Origin of the sequence: Zoogloea sp., from assembly GCF_041904905.1 — a bacterium.
Lineage (GTDB): Bacteria > Pseudomonadota > Gammaproteobacteria > Burkholderiales > Rhodocyclaceae > Zoogloea.
Genome location: NZ_JAYRMI010000005.1, coordinates 81672 through 97840, shown reverse-complemented (window position 1 = coordinate 97840; position 16169 = coordinate 81672). Strand labels below are relative to the sequence as shown.

At 61.2% G+C, this 16169-nt stretch carries 12 protein-coding genes and 1 pseudogene; 3 read left to right on the top strand and 10 right to left on the bottom strand.

The annotated features are described in order from the left end of the window. A partial coding sequence (locus tag ACE3N6_RS02840) for a bifunctional heptose 7-phosphate kinase/heptose 1-phosphate adenyltransferase (protein ID WP_374243654.1) occupies nucleotides 1–539 on the bottom strand: 539 nt, incomplete at its 3' end. Between the two features lie 390 nt (nucleotides 540–929). Between ACE3N6_RS02840 and ACE3N6_RS02835 the strand changes: the two are divergent. Next, nucleotides 930–1025, top strand: a pseudogene (locus ACE3N6_RS02835) (IS481 family transposase); the annotation flags it as partial. Between the two features lie 42 nt (nucleotides 1026–1067). Here ACE3N6_RS02835 and ACE3N6_RS02830 read toward each other — a convergent pair. The 8 genes from ACE3N6_RS02830 to ACE3N6_RS02795 form a co-directional block, all read right to left on the bottom strand. Beyond that, the gene (locus ACE3N6_RS02830; RefSeq protein WP_374243653.1) at nucleotides 1068–2006 is read right to left on the bottom strand and encodes an NAD-dependent epimerase/dehydratase family protein; all 939 of its coding nucleotides are present in this window, start codon (nucleotides 2004–2006) and stop codon (nucleotides 1068–1070) included. Next, complete coding sequence (locus tag ACE3N6_RS02825; RefSeq protein ID WP_374243652.1) at nucleotides 1994–3511, bottom strand: glycosyltransferase family 4 protein; 1518 nt, start codon at nucleotides 3509–3511, stop codon at nucleotides 1994–1996. The genes ACE3N6_RS02830 and ACE3N6_RS02825 overlap by 13 nt, the downstream gene beginning before the upstream one ends. After that, a complete protein-coding gene (locus tag ACE3N6_RS02820; RefSeq protein WP_374243651.1) occupies nucleotides 3508–4287 on the bottom strand; it encodes a glycosyltransferase family 2 protein in 780 nt (259 codons plus the stop codon). The genes ACE3N6_RS02825 and ACE3N6_RS02820 overlap by 4 nt, the downstream gene beginning before the upstream one ends. A gap of 44 nt (nucleotides 4288–4331) precedes the next feature. Then, nucleotides 4332–4916: an ankyrin repeat domain-containing protein gene (locus ACE3N6_RS02815; RefSeq protein WP_374243650.1), complete on the bottom strand. Its 585-nt coding sequence runs from the start codon at nucleotides 4914–4916 to the stop codon at nucleotides 4332–4334. 16 nt (nucleotides 4917–4932) lie between these two features. Beyond that, complete coding sequence (locus tag ACE3N6_RS02810; RefSeq protein ID WP_374243649.1) at nucleotides 4933–7914, bottom strand: methyltransferase domain-containing protein; 2982 nt, start codon at nucleotides 7912–7914, stop codon at nucleotides 4933–4935. 149 nt (nucleotides 7915–8063) lie between these two features. Then, complete coding sequence (locus ACE3N6_RS02805; protein ID WP_374243648.1) at nucleotides 8064–9434, bottom strand: ABC transporter ATP-binding protein; 1371 nt, start codon at nucleotides 9432–9434, stop codon at nucleotides 8064–8066. Continuing rightward, nucleotides 9424–10329 carry an ABC transporter permease gene (locus ACE3N6_RS02800; RefSeq protein WP_374243646.1) on the bottom strand — a complete coding sequence of 302 codons (906 nt, stop codon included), beginning with the start codon at nucleotides 10327–10329 and terminating at the stop codon, nucleotides 9424–9426. Before ACE3N6_RS02800 ends, ACE3N6_RS02805 begins: the two co-directional genes overlap by 11 nt. A gap of 24 nt (nucleotides 10330–10353) precedes the next feature. Then, nucleotides 10354–11256, bottom strand: a complete 903-nt coding sequence (locus ACE3N6_RS02795) for a glycosyltransferase (RefSeq protein ID WP_374243645.1) — start codon at nucleotides 11254–11256, stop codon at nucleotides 10354–10356. Between the two features lie 540 nt (nucleotides 11257–11796). Here ACE3N6_RS02795 and mnmC point away from each other — a divergent pair. Then, the gene (mnmC, locus tag ACE3N6_RS02790; RefSeq protein ID WP_374243644.1) at nucleotides 11797–13710 is read left to right on the top strand and encodes a bifunctional tRNA (5-methylaminomethyl-2-thiouridine)(34)-methyltransferase MnmD/FAD-dependent 5-carboxymethylaminomethyl-2-thiouridine(34) oxidoreductase MnmC; all 1914 of its coding nucleotides are present in this window, start codon (nucleotides 11797–11799) and stop codon (nucleotides 13708–13710) included. A gap of 100 nt (nucleotides 13711–13810) precedes the next feature. After that, a complete protein-coding gene (locus ACE3N6_RS02785; protein ID WP_374243643.1) occupies nucleotides 13811–14605 on the top strand; it encodes a glycine zipper 2TM domain-containing protein in 795 nt (264 codons plus the stop codon). A 95-nt stretch (nucleotides 14606–14700) separates the two neighbouring features. On the opposite strand, the gene gltX is transcribed toward ACE3N6_RS02785, so the two are convergent. Next, nucleotides 14701–16098, bottom strand: coding sequence for a glutamate--tRNA ligase (gene gltX, locus ACE3N6_RS02780; protein ID WP_374243642.1), 1398 nt, complete (start codon nucleotides 16096–16098; stop codon nucleotides 14701–14703). Nucleotides 16099–16169 lie beyond the last annotated feature (71 nt).

Here is a 16169-nt window from a genome sequence, read left to right as displayed (position 1 = left end):
AGCTCGGCCCGGTTCGGGGTGATGACCGTAGCCCCCGCGTACTTGCTGAAATCGTCGCCTTTCGGGTCCACCAGAACCGGCTTGCCGGCAGCCCGGGCCAGCCGGATCATCTCGCCGATGTGCGCCAGCCCACCCTTGCCGTAGTCGGACAGGATCACCGCGTCGCAATCCGCCACCCGCTCGGCAAACTCGGCCAGCTTGGCGGCGAGCACCTCGTGGGACGGCGCCGTCTCGAAGTCGATGCGCAGCAGCTGCTGCTGCCGGCTGATGACCCGCAGCTTGACGATGGTGTCGAAGGCCTCGTCCTCGTGGAGCGACGCGTCGATGCCGCCCTCGGCCATCAGGCGCCGCAGGCTCGCCCCCGCCTCGTCGCGGCCGACCACCGACAGCAGCGTCATCCGGGCACCCAGCGCAGCGGCGTTGCGGGCAACGTTGGACGCCCCGCCGGGTCGCTCTTCGGTGCGCGACACGCGAACGACCGGCACCGGCGCCTCGGGGGAGATCCGATCGACATCGCCGAACCAGTAGCGGTCCAGCATTACATCGCCCACGACGAGAACGCGCGGGCCACCTACATTAAGATTAGAAGCGCTTTGCACGCACATCCTTTCACAGTGTCATGTGGCTTGTCGCCCCTTCGGCCTCGACTACCGACGCGCCATTTTAGCGTCGTGAGCATCGCTCCAGCTTTTCAATTACCCAGAATTGTGCCCCTGAGCATACGCAAGGGAGGATTTCCGCACATTTAGCGCCCAAACCCGAGCGTCTGCAGCAAAATCACCGAGTGAATCGCCCCTGGCTTCCTAAATGTGAAGGTTCAATAGGATTTTTCGGTGTATCACCCGGTGCGGGCAGGTGGCTGCACAGCTATCTTGCTACGGGTACTGCCGGCCTGCACTACAGGCTTTTGCGTCGGACCGGGCTCTCGTGACCCACAACCGAAGCAACCCGTCCAGCGCCATGAGCGCAAGACGCCCGGCAAGTTGCTCCACATAGATATCAAGAAACTGGGGCACTTTGATCGATCAGCTACCCACTCAACGTCTTGACTGTTCAAACGAGGCGATTCATAGATCGGGACCACTCGCGACACAGTCGCGCATCCAGTCGAGCGTCTGGGTGAGCCCTTCGTGCAGATCGACGCGGGGGGACCAGCCCAGCTCTGCCCGCGCACGGGAAATGTCGAGCACGCTTTTAGGAATGTCGAACCCCCGCGGCGGATGAACGATCACATCCGCCTTCTTGCCAGTCAGGGATTCTAGCGAGGTAAGGATTTCACGCACAGAGTAACCCTGGCCCGAGCCGATGTTGAACACAGTACGGCGGCCACCATACGCAGCAGCCGCACGCATCGCTGCGGCCACATCCTTGACGAAGACGTAGTCACGCACGACCGAGCCGTCGCCCCACATATCGACGGCATGGTCCCGAAGGATTCGCCCCGAAAACACGGCAATCACTCCCTGAATGGAGTCCGGGCGCTGACCTGGACCATAGGGGTTGGCGATGCGCAAGACCACAGAACTCACACCGTAAAGCTCTCGGTAGAGCTGCAGGTACTTCTCGATGGCCAGCTTGGTGATGCCATACGAGCACAGTGGCTCGGTGGGATGATCCTCACCGACCAATTCTCCCCTTAGCGTTCCGTAGACGGTGCCACCCGACGACGTGAAGACGATCCGCACGTTATGGCGCCGAACAGCCTCAAGCAGATGCAGCGTCCCTACCACGTTTCCCATCACGTCACCGATCGGATCATCGTTGGAGGATTTTGGAACACTGGTGGAAATCAGGTGGTAGCAGACCCTAACCCCTTTTAGAATCGCCCCCCAGTTGGTCTCCTGCTGGAAGTCGCCAGGAATGCACATGACCTGGGGATAATCCTGCGCTATCGCGTGCAACGATTCCGCTCGATCGTAAGCCACGACATCCTGACCACTGGCCAAAAGTTCACCGACCAAATGCCGGCCAATGAAACCACAAGCACCAAGCACTAGGCAGCGCATGATTCGACATCTCCGGAAATAGCTCCTGGATCGCCAGCCGCTGCCGGCATGTAGCCAGGGATGGCCGCGATTGCCTGCGCAAAAGATGCCCCCGAGTGCTCGCTCTTCACATACTCACGCGCCCTCGCAGCCTTGGATTCAGCCCCAACCGGATCGCCGAGCGCCTCGTTGATTCGCGCCACGTAAAGCGCTACGTTGTCGATGTCCGCGATCGGGTAGCCCCGCTCCTCGGTCACGATATCTCCTACGCCGCCGACTCGGGATGCAACGATGGGAATCGACGCCAGCGCAGCAGCAATGACCATCGTCGGCGTACCGTCCCACTGGGACGTGTACAGGAAAGCAGAAAAGGCCCCAAAAGGCAGGCTCTCGACTCCGTCGAACCCTCCCAACATGCGGACATTCTTTAGCTGTCGAAGGCTGTCAACAACACTGGTCTTGTAATCGAGCACGGCATCGCCGTATACATGGAACTCGACGTCGGTGAGCGCTTGCGCAATGGCCAACAGCAGATCAGGGCGCTTCTGGCGATCGAGCCGCCCCGCCCATAGCACCCTGCGCCCCTCGGGCTTACGAACCGAGGGCACCGACAGTGATGCATCCACCGGGCTCTTCAGAACGTGGAACAACTCGGGGCTGTAGCCGTAGGTCTGGCGCAGGAGTTCTGGGAAAGCGTTGTTGTCTGTGAATACACGAGTCAATCGGCGATAACAATCAGGAAGGTACTGACGGGCAAACCCCACTGGCTGACCATAGCGGTCGAAATCGTCGCAATAGATCGACGCAAAGATCTGAGTGCGCTGCGAAACGGCAAGACCATAACGGCACACGATCTCCCAGACATGCCGGGAATTGATGACGTGCAAGGTGTCGATCTGCAACTGAACCACGATTCGCACTAGAATCAAAAGAAGTTCGTCATGGGAGATTTCGCCCACGAACAAGGACGCGTCGACGACATCGACACCGGCGGGAATCCGCGACAACCATGGAGAGTCACCCGGCTCGGTCATTATGACCAACACCTTGCAACCAGGGGTCCGGGCACTCGCTTCTATGTGCTTAAGCGCCACCAAATCGGCACCACCCCGCTTCAGCCAGGGAATCGCATAGCAGTGGGTGTAATGGTCGGCCCTGCAGCATTGCATCAATTCACGATAGATCTTGCCGGGACGCGGCAGGACTGGAAAAGAGTAGTAACGGCAGTTGGCCAGAAACTGATCGGTCGGATAGAGAATGGGGTCGATGTCGCGCGCCAAGTCCTTCATTTCATCCAGCACCCAGCCTGGAATCGCTGGCGGCATCCAGACCACACTTTGCGGAACGGGTCCAATCTCGGAGGGAGTCGGGATATAAGCGCCGTATTCGGGGAACAGGGATGTCTTGATCCTGTAGCTCATCCGAATGTAGTTCTGCCTGAACCGGCTGCCGAAAACAGAAGTCAACGAGCGGTCCAGCGCCAGGTGCACTACCCGAAGGAGCATAAATACGCTTCGCCGGTTCATGGGGTGTCCTTGCAGGGTGAGTTACGCGCAAAAAGGCGAGATGACGGTACGATGGCCCCCGAGGCAGCGGTCGACGTCACGAGGCTAGTCTTCTTACGGCGATAAAAACCCACTGTGCCCCATGCCAGGCGATGCTCGTAGCCGGCGGCAATCGATTCGCAATTCCAGTGCCAGTCTTCGTAACCGAATCCGGTCTGGAGGGGACGGGTCACCGAATAAGGGCAGGCCAGGTACACCGAACGCTTGGCAAAGGTCCACGAGGTCCAGTAATTATTCACGAGAAGGCCATCCTGCTCGTAATACTGTCCAGCCTGATCAACCTGCCAGCAATATGCCGCATGCGCACCGAAGTTCACGACGAACTCAGGATGAAGAATGGCTTGATCGCCATACTCCTTGAGATAGAACCAGGCTCGCTCGATCCAATTCGTCGAAAAGTAATCATCGCCATCGAGGATAGCCACGGCCTCTCCACGCACCACCTGGATACCTGAATTCCGCGACGCCCCGAGATCTCGATGGGCGACCTCGACGATCTGGACGTTGCCCCCGGCTGCCGGGTGGGCCATCAGCACCTCACGGGTTTCGTCATTAATGGCATCCAGCACCCAAACATATTCGGTTGTAATCCCTGCGGCTTCAGCGTATCTGCGGCAACGTTCGATTGAGTTCAGTGTTGAATGCGCGAGCACACCTTCACCATGGAAGGTAATCAACAGACTCACATCAACGGCATTTTCTTTATTCATTAGCCGAATTCTTTCGAGCTTGATCAATCACCTCGACCCGGTGACCAGCGCCTCCGGGCCAAAGCACCTGCCTATTTTGCGGTTTTAGCTTCTAGCATCGCCACCAGTTCAGCGTTGTTCTTCGCCTTGGCCAGGTCCAGGGCTGTATAGCCGTCAGCCTTCTTCATGTTCAGGTCGGCGCCTGCGTCCAGCAGGACCTTGACCAGTTCGTTGTTTTCTTTCCAGACGGCCTCCATCAGGGCGGTGCTGCCCTCGACGGTTTTCGCGTTGATGTCGGCCTTTTTCGCCAGCAGCAGCTTCACAACCTCGGTCTGACCTTGGGAGGCTGCGCCGATGAGGGGCGTCAGGCCAGCCTGAGTCGCCACATTGGGGTTGGCGTTGTTATTGAGCAGCAGCTCGACGACCTCCTTCTTGCCGGCCCAGGCGGCGGTATGCAGCGGGGTGTTGCCAGCATTGTCCCTGGCATTCGGATCTAGACCTGCCTTGAGCAGCAGCTCAAGGCTGTGCTTGTCACCCTGAGACGCCGAATAGGTCAGGCCTTCGGCGGAAAGGGCCACGCCATTCTTGTTCAGTTCGGCGATTGCATCGTCCTTCGAACTGCACGCAGCCAGACCTACACATGCAATGGCGGACAATAAAACGATACTTCTCTTCACGCTATCTCTCCACAAATCAAAAAAAATTGAAAAAACCCAGCTTCCTGAAAAACCGGAACAGTCGGCTTTGCTTCAACCTGAGTGACTTGTCGTGAGCCACGACCAGCTCAGCTTCAAGCCCGGCCTTCTCCGCACCGAGCGCCCCCAACTGTGTCTCTGCCGTTTCGAGCCCAGCCACCAGTCTGGCGATCTCAGCTTGCTGCAAGTGGATGCGACGTTCGCGATTCTCGAGCTCGACGCCCCGGGCAGACCACTGAGATTCGAGCCAATCCTTACCCGCCGACAGGACACCGAGCTCTACATCCTTCAAACGGGCCTGCTCCTGCCACGCCATCCACTGCTGCTCGAGCCAAGTCTTGCTCTCGACCAGTGCAGCGATTTCCGCCAGCTGGCGGGAACATTCTCCCTGCGCGGCTCGCCACTGACCCTCCAGCCAATCCGCTCGATCCGTCAGATTGGCCAGCGCGGCCTTGACCGCCTCCCATTGCCCCTCGAGCCAGCGCTTACTCTCAAGGACGCCCTCCAGCTCAGCGGTCTTGAGACTGATCAAATCCTGCCCCGCCTTCCACTGAACTTCCAGCCAATCCTTGCTGGCCATGAGCGTAGCGAGTTCAGTGCCTTTCGCCTCAAGCTCGGACAGCACATGCGTCCATTGATCTTCGAGCCAGAGCTTGCCTTCCAGCAGCGCTTCGAACTCGGTGCGCTGTTGGGCCAAGGCGTCCTGCCCCACCTTCCACTGTTGCTCCAACCATGCCTTGCCACGTTCCAGTTCGGCAAGTGCCTGCTGCAGGCGGCTGCGCTCAGCCTCCGAAGCTCGCCACTGCGCTTCGAGCCACGCCTTGCCCACCTCGAGCACCGACGCCTCCTTCTGACAGGATTCGAGTGCTTTGTCACTCGCCTCACGCTGACGCACTAACTCGTTCTGCAAGGCTGCCGTCTGCGTCTCTAGCCACGCCTTGGCCCCAGTCAGATGGGCCAGCCCGTCATCGCGGAGCCGAACCTCGTGCTGCAAGGCGCTCCATTGCTGCTCGAGCCACCCCTTCCCAAGGGAAAGCTCTTCGAGGCCCGTTTGCTGATCGAGAAAATCCCGTCGCAGGTTCGCAAGCAATCGCTCCAACTCGCCAAGCGTCCGCGATTGAAACACACTATCCGCGTGACATTCATCGTGGAAAATGCCGGAACGGCTTGCCAAACTGCCCCCATGCGTGGCTGCCGCGAGGAGCCGGCCGCATAACGAAAGGGCCGTGGCGAGCTCCCGGACTTCGAATACCGGTGGCCGGGAGCTGTAACCACGCGTCAGTCTCTCCCCCAAGGCAGCAAGGATTCGCTGGAAGGTATCCCACCAGATACGTTGAGCCTCGGCGCCCTGCCCTTCCGCGGCAAGCAACAACCCGAGCAGGTAAGAGGCCTCCGCCGGCTTGGTGAGCAGGGTGGCACTATACGAAGCGACTGGGGCAGCGAGTACGCGCTCGAAATAGCTGCGAGCCCTGCCCCGCTGACCGCCGGCCAGTGCCAGCAGTCCGCCAACATACAGCAACGACACGTGCCAGCGCAGCACCGTTGGATTCAGCGCGTCCCGTTCGCCAACGATATAACCATCAATCCAGTCGAGCAACGTCGCACTCGGGAGCTCACTCCCCTCTGCCTGGCTCGCGTAAGCCAGAACGCACAACGCAGCCCCCCGGTCGGCGTCACCCGACCTCGGATCACGCCAGACCGCCTCTGCCCATTGAGCACGGAGCGACACGTTATCGGTGCGAAGCCCGATCGAGACCATTGCGCGGATTAGCCAAGGATTAGCATAGTCCCGGGCAAAGGCCAGCGCATTACCGGCCTCCCACTGCTCGTCCGGCGAGAATGCGTTCTCTCGGTACGGAACCTGCCAACCGTCCAATGGACTCTTGGTCGCCACAGCGAGCAACCATTCGGCCTCGATCTCGTCTCGGTCCACCGGAATGTCGCTGAGCGATCTCGGACGTTTCAACCAGACACACGCATCGCCCGGCTGCTTGACGCGATCTGCGGTTTGCGCGACGAGACGTTCGAGTTCGAAGTAGCGCCCCAACTCCGAAAGAAAGCGCGCCTTGTCATACACATGGAAGTGGAAGGGGTTGGGATCCCTTCCGGTTTCGTCACTCCAGTCATGAGGCACGCTGCAGGTCAGGCGTCCACCAGGGGTCAATATCCGCTGGAATTCAGCCAGCAGTCGCACCGGATCCTCGACATGCTCGAGTGTCTCGAAGCACAGTACGTGATCAACCGAATTGTCCGAAACGCTGGCAAGGCACTCCGGCAACATACCCTGACGAAAGGTGATAGCCTCGCCGGCGAAATTGAGCCGGGCGTAGTCGACCCCGTATTCGCTTGCATCGATGCCGATAAAGCTCCGCGCCCGCGTCTCGCTGCGAACGACATATGTGCCATACCCTAGGCCGCACGCCGCATCCAGCACCACGTCGCCCGGACGAACGAAACGGGCGGCAAAATGGTAGCGCCCGACGTGCGCATCGGATCGGCTTCCCGACTCGCGCAGCATATCCATGTGAAGATCGCGCTCTTCCCGCAATGCCGCCATCGGGTAGCACGCCCACGCATTCGCAGGCACTTTCTCGAGCGGGACGAAGATCCACGCGCTGTCTCGCTCAAGGGCCGTGTAGTCGTTACAGCGATAGAAAAGCGGATGCTTTCTGAATCCCGCATCGAAGCAGGCGACCTCCCAGCCGCGACGATTCTTCAGCGCGTCATCCACCGCTCCCGAGGTATCGACGAACAACAGTAAGGCGCGTCGGGTTATCCGCCGGATCTCGGCGAGCACAGCCGGCAGAAGCTCAACCTCAATGGACTCGAGTCCGCCGAAGGAGACAACCGCATCGAAGCTGTCCTCGGCAAAAGGTAAGTGAAACTCCGCACCAACCGCAATAGCCTCGACGTCGAAACGACTCGCATCGAAGCCGACCTCCCACAAGGCGCGCAACAGCTCGTCTGTGTCGCGTCCCACGACCAGCACTCGACAAGGACCGCAAGTCATTGCAACCTGTGTCGCTAGAGCCGTTACATCGACCACGCGTTCACTCCGCTCAACGGACATCGGGCATTCCAAAATCACCTGTGCAAATCGACTGAAAGACGCTCACAACACCCCCCGATTCACCAGCTCGCCCGCATCTTCAGATCGGACACTCCGCCGAAAAAATACTCATCGCGCTTCATGAGCACCTGGAAGAAAGCCGCTTCGTCAATCCAGTGTAAGATTCGCTGCGTCATGTAATCTGGGGTCTCTTCATAAGAGATGGACCCCTGAACCTCGTATAGATTGACCCCCAAGGCACATTGCATTTCCAGGTCGACCTGAAATATCTCTCCAGCCTGCACCGTGTGCGTCCAAAAGAGCGCGTCGCTCTCGTTACGGGCACGACGCGCCATATCCTGATTGAGTGTGCCCCAGGAATAAACCTTGACACCTTCCTTGTTGCGGATACGGACCCCGACATTCAACTTGTCTGTCGTGATCGAGGACTGACAGGTCATCCGTATCCGGACAACGTCACCCGGATAAAAAACCGTAGCCGGCTCGCCGTCCAAAGTAAAGGTTTCCACCTTCAGGATCTTGGCTTCCCCATCACCGAATGACAATCTGTCGGACCTCGAAGCCCCCGTCAGCCCGACGCTCTCCTGCGCCTGCGCCTCTGGCAATGCGGCCGAAACGTCGAGCTTGACGGCATTCGCCTGGGCCGCCTTGTCACCAATGCGTTTTGCGATCTCACCGAAATAGGCCGATTCATCATCATGCAGCTGACGGCGATATTCCAGCACCACCTCCGACGACACACCAAATGCCGCGACGCGCCCCTTTTTCAGCAACACTGCGCGATTCGTAAGCGTTCGCACGCTCTCCTGATCATGGGATACAAAAAGCAATGTAACTCCGTCGCTCAACAAACGCTCGATTTTCTGGAAACAGCGTTTCTGGAACAATGCATCGCCCACGGCAAGCGCCTCGTCAATGATCAGAATGTCGGGCTGAACCTGGACCTGTACGGCAAAAGCCACCCGCAGCAACATACCACTCGAATAGGTCTTCACAGGCTGATCGAGATAATCCCCAACGTCAGCAAAGGCTGCGATGTCATCGAACAGATCGTCAATGCGGGATCGTTCGAATCCCAGCAGCGCACCGTTCAGGTAGATGTTCTCCCGCCCGGAAAACTCGGGATTGAAGCCTGACCCGAGCTCGAGCAATGCGGCGATACGACCATTGGTTCGAACCTCTCCGGACGTCGGCGTTAAGGTTCCGGTTATGATCTGCAGCAGGGTACTCTTACCACTCCCGTTCCGACCAACGATGCCGACTGCTTCGCCTCTGCGGACTTCGAAAGATACATCCTGAAGCGCCCAGTATTCCTTTGCGTACCGCCGGGAGCCCATGCTGAGCATCTGCAGAAGACGGTCACGCGGCCGCTCGTAAATGGAGTAGCACTTGCTTACATTGGCGACTGAAACGGCGAAATCAGAGGACATCTGCAAACCCCTTACGTGTTTTCTGGAACCACGCGAATCCGAACCACGCCGCAAGCAAGCCGAGGATCAGGTTGCCCATATAAGTCTGAGCGTCGGGAATACGCCCCCAGTAAATGACATCGCGCAGCATCTCGATCGACGCGGTCAGCGGATTAATAAGCAAAATGCTCTGAAACTCCGACGGCAAGGCCGAAATGGGATAGAACACGGGCGACATGAACATCAAGACACCGGTGAGCACCGTCACAACCTGCGCAACATCGCGCAGGTAGACGCCGAGCGAGGCTAAAAGCCATGAAAGCCCTAAGGTCAGCAGAACAAGAGGCAGAAAAACGAACGGCAGAAGCAGTGCAGTTACCGGCGGTACGCCAAAAAAAAATAAATAGAAGATGAACCACACCCCAGTGCTGACCAGCCCATGGAACAGGGCTGCCCCCATTGTCACGACCGGCAGCAGCTCTAGCGGAAAAACAACCTTTTTCACGTAATTCGGATTAGAGACGATCAAGATTGGCGCCCGATTGACGCACTCCGAGAAAATTCCGTAGGCAATCAATCCCGCAAACAGCACCAGCGCGAATTCGGTCTTCGACTCACTGGCGACATTCCACCGCGCCTTGAAAACAACACTAAATACGAACGTATAAACGGCGAGCATCAGGATGGGGTTGAAGAACGACCACATAACCCCCATCACCGATCCGCGATATCGCCCCAGCACTTCGCGCTGAACAAGCGCCGCCAGCAACTCTCGGTCTCGCCATAGGCCGCGGCAGGCCCTCCCTGGCGAAACGGAAAAAACATTCGAAGACACGTTAAAGAAAACCCCCAGAAAAATGACGCTAGCAAAACCGCCAAAAAAAACGGACCTACCTCGTAGGTCAGGCTCGATCATGAAATAACTTTGATAAACAAACAGTCAGAGCTTGCCAAGGAAGGCCGAAAGGTAAAGCGACGCATTGCCGGTCCAAGTCTGACGATAGACGCCCGCCGCCCGAATGCCTGCAACCCGCCCCAAAGGCCCCTTACCCCGCCCATCGAGAAAGGACTGAAGTCGTCGGACATTCTCCGGGGTCATGCGATGGCGCAAGCGCTCCAAGGCACGGACATTGCGGTCAATCCAGCCACGATAAACACCCTTCAGATGCGTATGCCAGATACGTTCCATCGAGGCTTTGACACCGTCACCTGCACCGATCAGGTTGTTACCATGTTGCCTGTACCGTAACGACGGTCGCTGATCGAAATGGACTGCGCCGCCGCACCCGGCCACGACCAGATAAACCCACCAGTCATGCACGACGACATCGACATCCCCCCCTGCCTCACGCAACAACTCGCATGCAGCCTTGTTAAATACCATAGTATTTCCCCCGGCGATGCTCTGCACAAGCGCATTCGCGAACCCCGGCTCCCGGGAAAAGGGCGGAGACACACCGAGCTTGATCCTATTCGAATCATCTACCAACAGGGTCCTTGAACAGTAGAGCGCAGGCCGACCCCGACCGACCCCGTTTAACCAGTCAATCGCACGCTCCAACTTATCGCAACCCCAAACATCGTCTTGGTCCGAGAAAGCATAATAATCTGCCGATATTTCATTACTACAAACAAGCGACATGAAGTTAGCCACAACACCGCGCCGACCTCCTCGCACAATCGACATGGCAGGCCCGAGTTGCGACTGCCAATAAGTGAGGCGCTGCCAGGTTTCATCGCGTACCGAATCGTCAGAAACCCACAGCTTCCAATTACGGAAGCTCTGAAAGAAAATGGAACGCATTTGATCGTCGAGATACTGACATCCTTCATATGTCGCCATCAGGATGGCCACTGTGGGCCCGCGCAACACAGGACACTTCAGCGAGTCAAAGGATATGAGAGCCTCCATTAAACACAAACTTCGCTACACAACCCATTATCCACTCGAGACACATTGATTCGAATGCAAAAACAACCTTCGAAGAGAGGTCTCCCCCCCGCCGCCACACTAAGCATCTCCATTAGCGACGCATCCTAAATCGAATTTATTACTGCATCGCAGTTTTCGAATCTGAACAACACAGCAACCAGCGAAGTTGAGTTAACCACAAGACACGATGCCATTTGGGCGGCCGCGAGCTTTTCGGGCCGCAGCCCGCCTCGCGCTCAGATTGAATAAGCGAAGGATTTTACCTCGACCGCCAGCGCTTCGGCCTAGAATCAGTACCACGGATCGCTAGATGACGTCCACGAAATGCAGCGAGCGCTCTTACCTCAACATGCAATAAAATGCGAACTATCGCACGAATCGCTGCGTAGGAGCATCTCAAAGCGCATCATCCGTTCATCTGCCGGCGCCCCAGCCTAGCTATCTCGCCCTATGCCGCCCTCCATCGTTCCCGCCACTCTCGAGTTCAGAGCGGAAAACACCCCCTACTCCCACGCGTATGACGACGTCTATCACACCACCTCGGGCGGACTCGGACAGGCGCGGCAGGTCTTCCTGGATGGCAACAGGCTTCCGTCGCGCTGGATCGGGCGCGAGCACTTCACCATCATTGAAACGGGCTTTGGCCTTGGCCTGAACTTCCTCGCTACCTGGGACGCCTGGCGCAGCGATCCGGCGCGCTGCGCGCAGCTCCATTTCGTCTCGGTTGAAAAACACCCCTTCTGCGCCGACGACCTGGCACGCCTGCACGCTCCCTGGCCTGAGCTCGCCCCGCTGTCCGGCGAACTGCGCCGCCACTGGCCGGCGCTCACGCCGGGCATCCACCGGCTCCATCTGGACGACGGACGGGTCGTGCTGACGCTCATTTTTGGCGATGCCGTCGATGCCCTGCCGCAGGTGCACGCGGCAGCCGACGCCTTCTTTCTCGACGGCTTCTCCCCCGTGCGCAATCCAGACCTGTGGTCGCCGGCCGTGTTCGCCCAACTCGCCCGCCTTGCCGCATCAGGGGCCACGCTGGCAACCTGGTCGGTCAGCGGCAATGTCCGCCGAGGTCTTGAGACGGCCGGCTTCACGCTGGAGCGGCGCCCTGGCTTTGGCGGCAAGCGCGAGATGCTCACCGGCCACCGTGCGGATGCCCCAGTTGCCAACCCGGACCAACCCCGCCGGGCGCTGGTGATCGGCGCCGGAGTCGCCGGAACATCGGTGGCCGAACGCCTCGCCGCCCGCGGATGGCAGGTCACCGTGATCGACGAAGCCGACGGTCCCGGACAGGGCGCCTCGGGCAACCGGGCCGGCGTGTTCCGCCCCCTGCCCAGCCTCGACGACAACCGCCTCGCCCGCATCACCCGGGCCGGCTTCCTGTACGGCCGGCATCACCTCGCCCGCCTCGCCGAAGCTGGCCACCCGGTGCGCTGGGCGCCCACCGGCGTGCTCCATCTGGCCCGCGACGACAAGCAGGCCGCCAAGATGCAGGCCGTCGTCGACACCCACCAGTACCCCACCGACTACCTGCGCTTCGCCGATCGGGACGAGGCCTCACGCCTCGCCAATTGGCCGGTGGCGCAGGGGGGTTGGTGGTTTCCGCAGGGCGGGTGGATCCAGCCGCCAACCCTTTGCGCGGCCAATCTGGCGGCGGGCGGCGACCGCATCACCACTGTGTTCGGCCGCCGTCTGGCCCGGCTCGAAAGGCGCGGCGACGACTGGCTCACCTTCGACGAATCCGGCGCCGAGATTGCCCGGGCTGCGGTGATGGTGCTCGCCAACGGCGTCGGCATCCGCGCCATCCCCGAAGCCGCCAGCCTGCCCGTGCGGCCGGCCCGCGGCCAGGTGTCGCATCTGCCCGCCACGCCCGACAGTGCGCCGGAGGTCGTGGTGTGCCGACTGGGCTACGTGAGTCCCGAGGTGGACGGCGTCCGCTGCGCCGGCGCCACCTTCATCGCCGACGACGATGGCACTGAACTGCGTGAGGCCGAGCACCGCGAGAACCTCACCAAGCTGGACTTCATCCTGCCCGGCTTCTCAGCCCCCTTCGATCCGGCCAGCCTCGACGGCCGGGTGGGCTTCCGTCCTGCCTCACCGGATCGCCTGCCGATGGTCGGCGCGGTGCCGGCGGTGGCAAACGCCGAACGGACCACGCCACTGGCCGACATCCCCCGCCAGCCCGGGCTGTTTGCCGCGACAGGCTTTGGCGCCCGCGGGCTGGTGTGGGCAAGCCTGGTCGGCGAGCTGCTGGCCAGCCAGATCAATGGCGATCCGCTGCCCCTTGAGCGGGATCTCGTCGACGCACTCGACCCGGCCCGCTACCTACTCAAGCCGCCGCGCCCCGGCGCCGGCAGCGAAGACTAGGCCCGCACGTCATACCGGATGATTTTGTAAGCGGCCTTTGCCACGGCGCGCCATACCCGGGTTGCAGCGTTAAGCTGTCAACTCGAACGGAGAACCCACCATGAGCACGACCCCGAACAAACCCGGCCTGCACCCGATGTTGTGGGTGGCTGCCGCATCCGTCACCGCCGTCAGCCTGGCCGGCGTCGCCAAGCTGGCGGGCGTCCTGCCTGACTTCAGCAAGTCTCCCGCACCCGAGAGCGTGGCGGTCGCCCCCCCGACGCCCATCAAATCGATTGAGGCGCCCCCGCCCATCGCAGCCGCTGAGCCCACTCCGGCGCCCGCGCCCGCGGCCGAGGCGAAGGCCGAGCACAGCGCCCCGGCCCCGGCCAAGACGGCGCCTCCGAAACCCAAGCCCCATCCCAGACCGGCCCAGGCGGCTGCCGGTAACCCGCCGCCTGACGACGCAGTGCCTGCGCCCCGCGACGCACCGCCCCCGGGCGAACACGCCAGCCGTCGGGTGGCGGATGCGCCCCCCGCCCCGCCCTCCATCTGCCGCGACTGCGGCGTGATCGAGAACATCGAGGCGATCCAGCAGAAGGGCGAAGGCTCAGGCCTTGGCGCGATCGGCGGCGCCATCCTGGGCGGGGTGCTGGGCCATCAGGTCGGCGAAGGCTCCGGCAAGCAGATCGCCCGCATCGGTGGCGCCGTGCTGGGCGGTTTTGCCGGCAACGAGGCCGAACGCCGCTACCGCACCGTCAGCCACTACCAGATCACCGTGAAGCTCGAAGACGGCACTCGCCGGGTGATCGAGCAGCAGAGCGCGCCAGTCTGGCGCGTGGGCGACCCGGTGCGGGTCCGCAACGGCCAGATCGTCGCCGGCGCCGAACAACCCCGCCGCAGCGCCGACTTCTGATCCAGCCGGCCGGCTGGCAAGCCAGCCGCTCCAAACAAAAAGCGCGACCCACGGGCCGCGCTTTTTGTTGTTCGAAAGCCTGCCGATGGCCGGACTTACAGCACCCGATCCAGCCGCGCCAGCACCAGCTCGCGCCCCATGGTCTCTAGCACGGCGTCGATGGACGGCGTCTGGGGCTGGCCCAGCAGCGCAACGCGCAGGGGAATCGCCACCTGGGGCATCTTCATGCCGTGGGCGGTGCAGGTTTCCTTGATCGCGCCGCTCAGCAGCGCCTTCTCCCAGGCCACGTCGGCCAGCTTGCCGCGCAGGGTGGCGAGCGCAGTGCGGGCGGCGTCGGTGAGGTGCTGGGCGATGAGTTCGGGCGCCGGGTGCAGGTCGATGTAGAAGGGCTCGGCAGCGTCGGCCAGCTCGACGAGGGTGGACACCCGATCCTTGTACAGGGCGATCAGCGCCTCCAGGGCCGGGCCGGCCTCGGGGTCGACGCCGCGCAGGGCGAGCCGGCGCGACACGTCGGCGGCCAGCCGGGCGTTGTCGGCCTGCTTGATGTAGTGGGCGTTGAGCCACTTGAGCTTTTCGGTATTGAACTGGGCGGCCGACGGGGTGATGTGGTCCAGGTCGAACCATTCCACCAACTGCTCGCGGGAGAAGATCTCGTCGTCGCCGTGGCTCCAGCCCAGGCGGGCCAGGTAGTTGATGACGGCCTCGGGCAGGTAGCCGTCGTCGTCGTACTGGGTGACGCTCACCGCGCCGTGGCGCTTGGAGAGCTTCTGGCCGTCGTCGCCGAGGATCATCGAGAGGTGGGCGTACTGGGGCACGGTGGCGCCCAGGGCCTGGAGGATGTTGATCTGGCGCGGGGTGTTGTTCACGTGGTCGTCGCCGCGGATGACCTGGGTGATGCCCATATCCCAGTCGTCCACCACCACGCAGAAGTTGTAGGTGGGCGTGCCGTCGGCGCGGGCGATGATGAGGTCGTCCATCTCGGCGTTGGCGATCTCGATGCGGCCCTTCACCAGATCGTCCCAGGCCACCACGCCATCGGTGGGGTTCTTGAAGCGGATCACCGGTTGCACGCCGGCGGGCGGCTCGGGCAGCACCTTGCCCGGCTCGGGGCGCCAGCGGCCGTCGTAGCGGGGCTTCTCGCCGCGGGCGCGCTGGGCCTCGCGCAGGGCGTCCAGCTCTTCCGGCGGCATGTAGCAGGGGTAGGCGGTGCCGACGGCGAGCATCTGCTGGATGACTTCCTTGTAACGGTCCATCCGCTGCATCTGGTAGAACGGGCCTTCGTCCCAGTTCAGGTCGAGCCAGCTCATGCCGTCGAGGATGGCCTGGACGGCCTCGGGCGTGGAGCGGGCCACGTCGGTATCCTCGATGCGCAGGACGAAGGTGCCGCCGTGGCGACGGGCGTAGGCCCACGAGAACAGCGCCGTGCGCGCCCCCCCGATGTGCAGGTAGCCGGTAGGGCTGGGGGCGAAGCGGGTGCGGACGGTAGAAGCCATGGCGGAATTCCGAGTGAAGACGAAAGCCGCGATTCTATCAAAAGCCCCATCGCCACCGGCCCGCCGGAAAG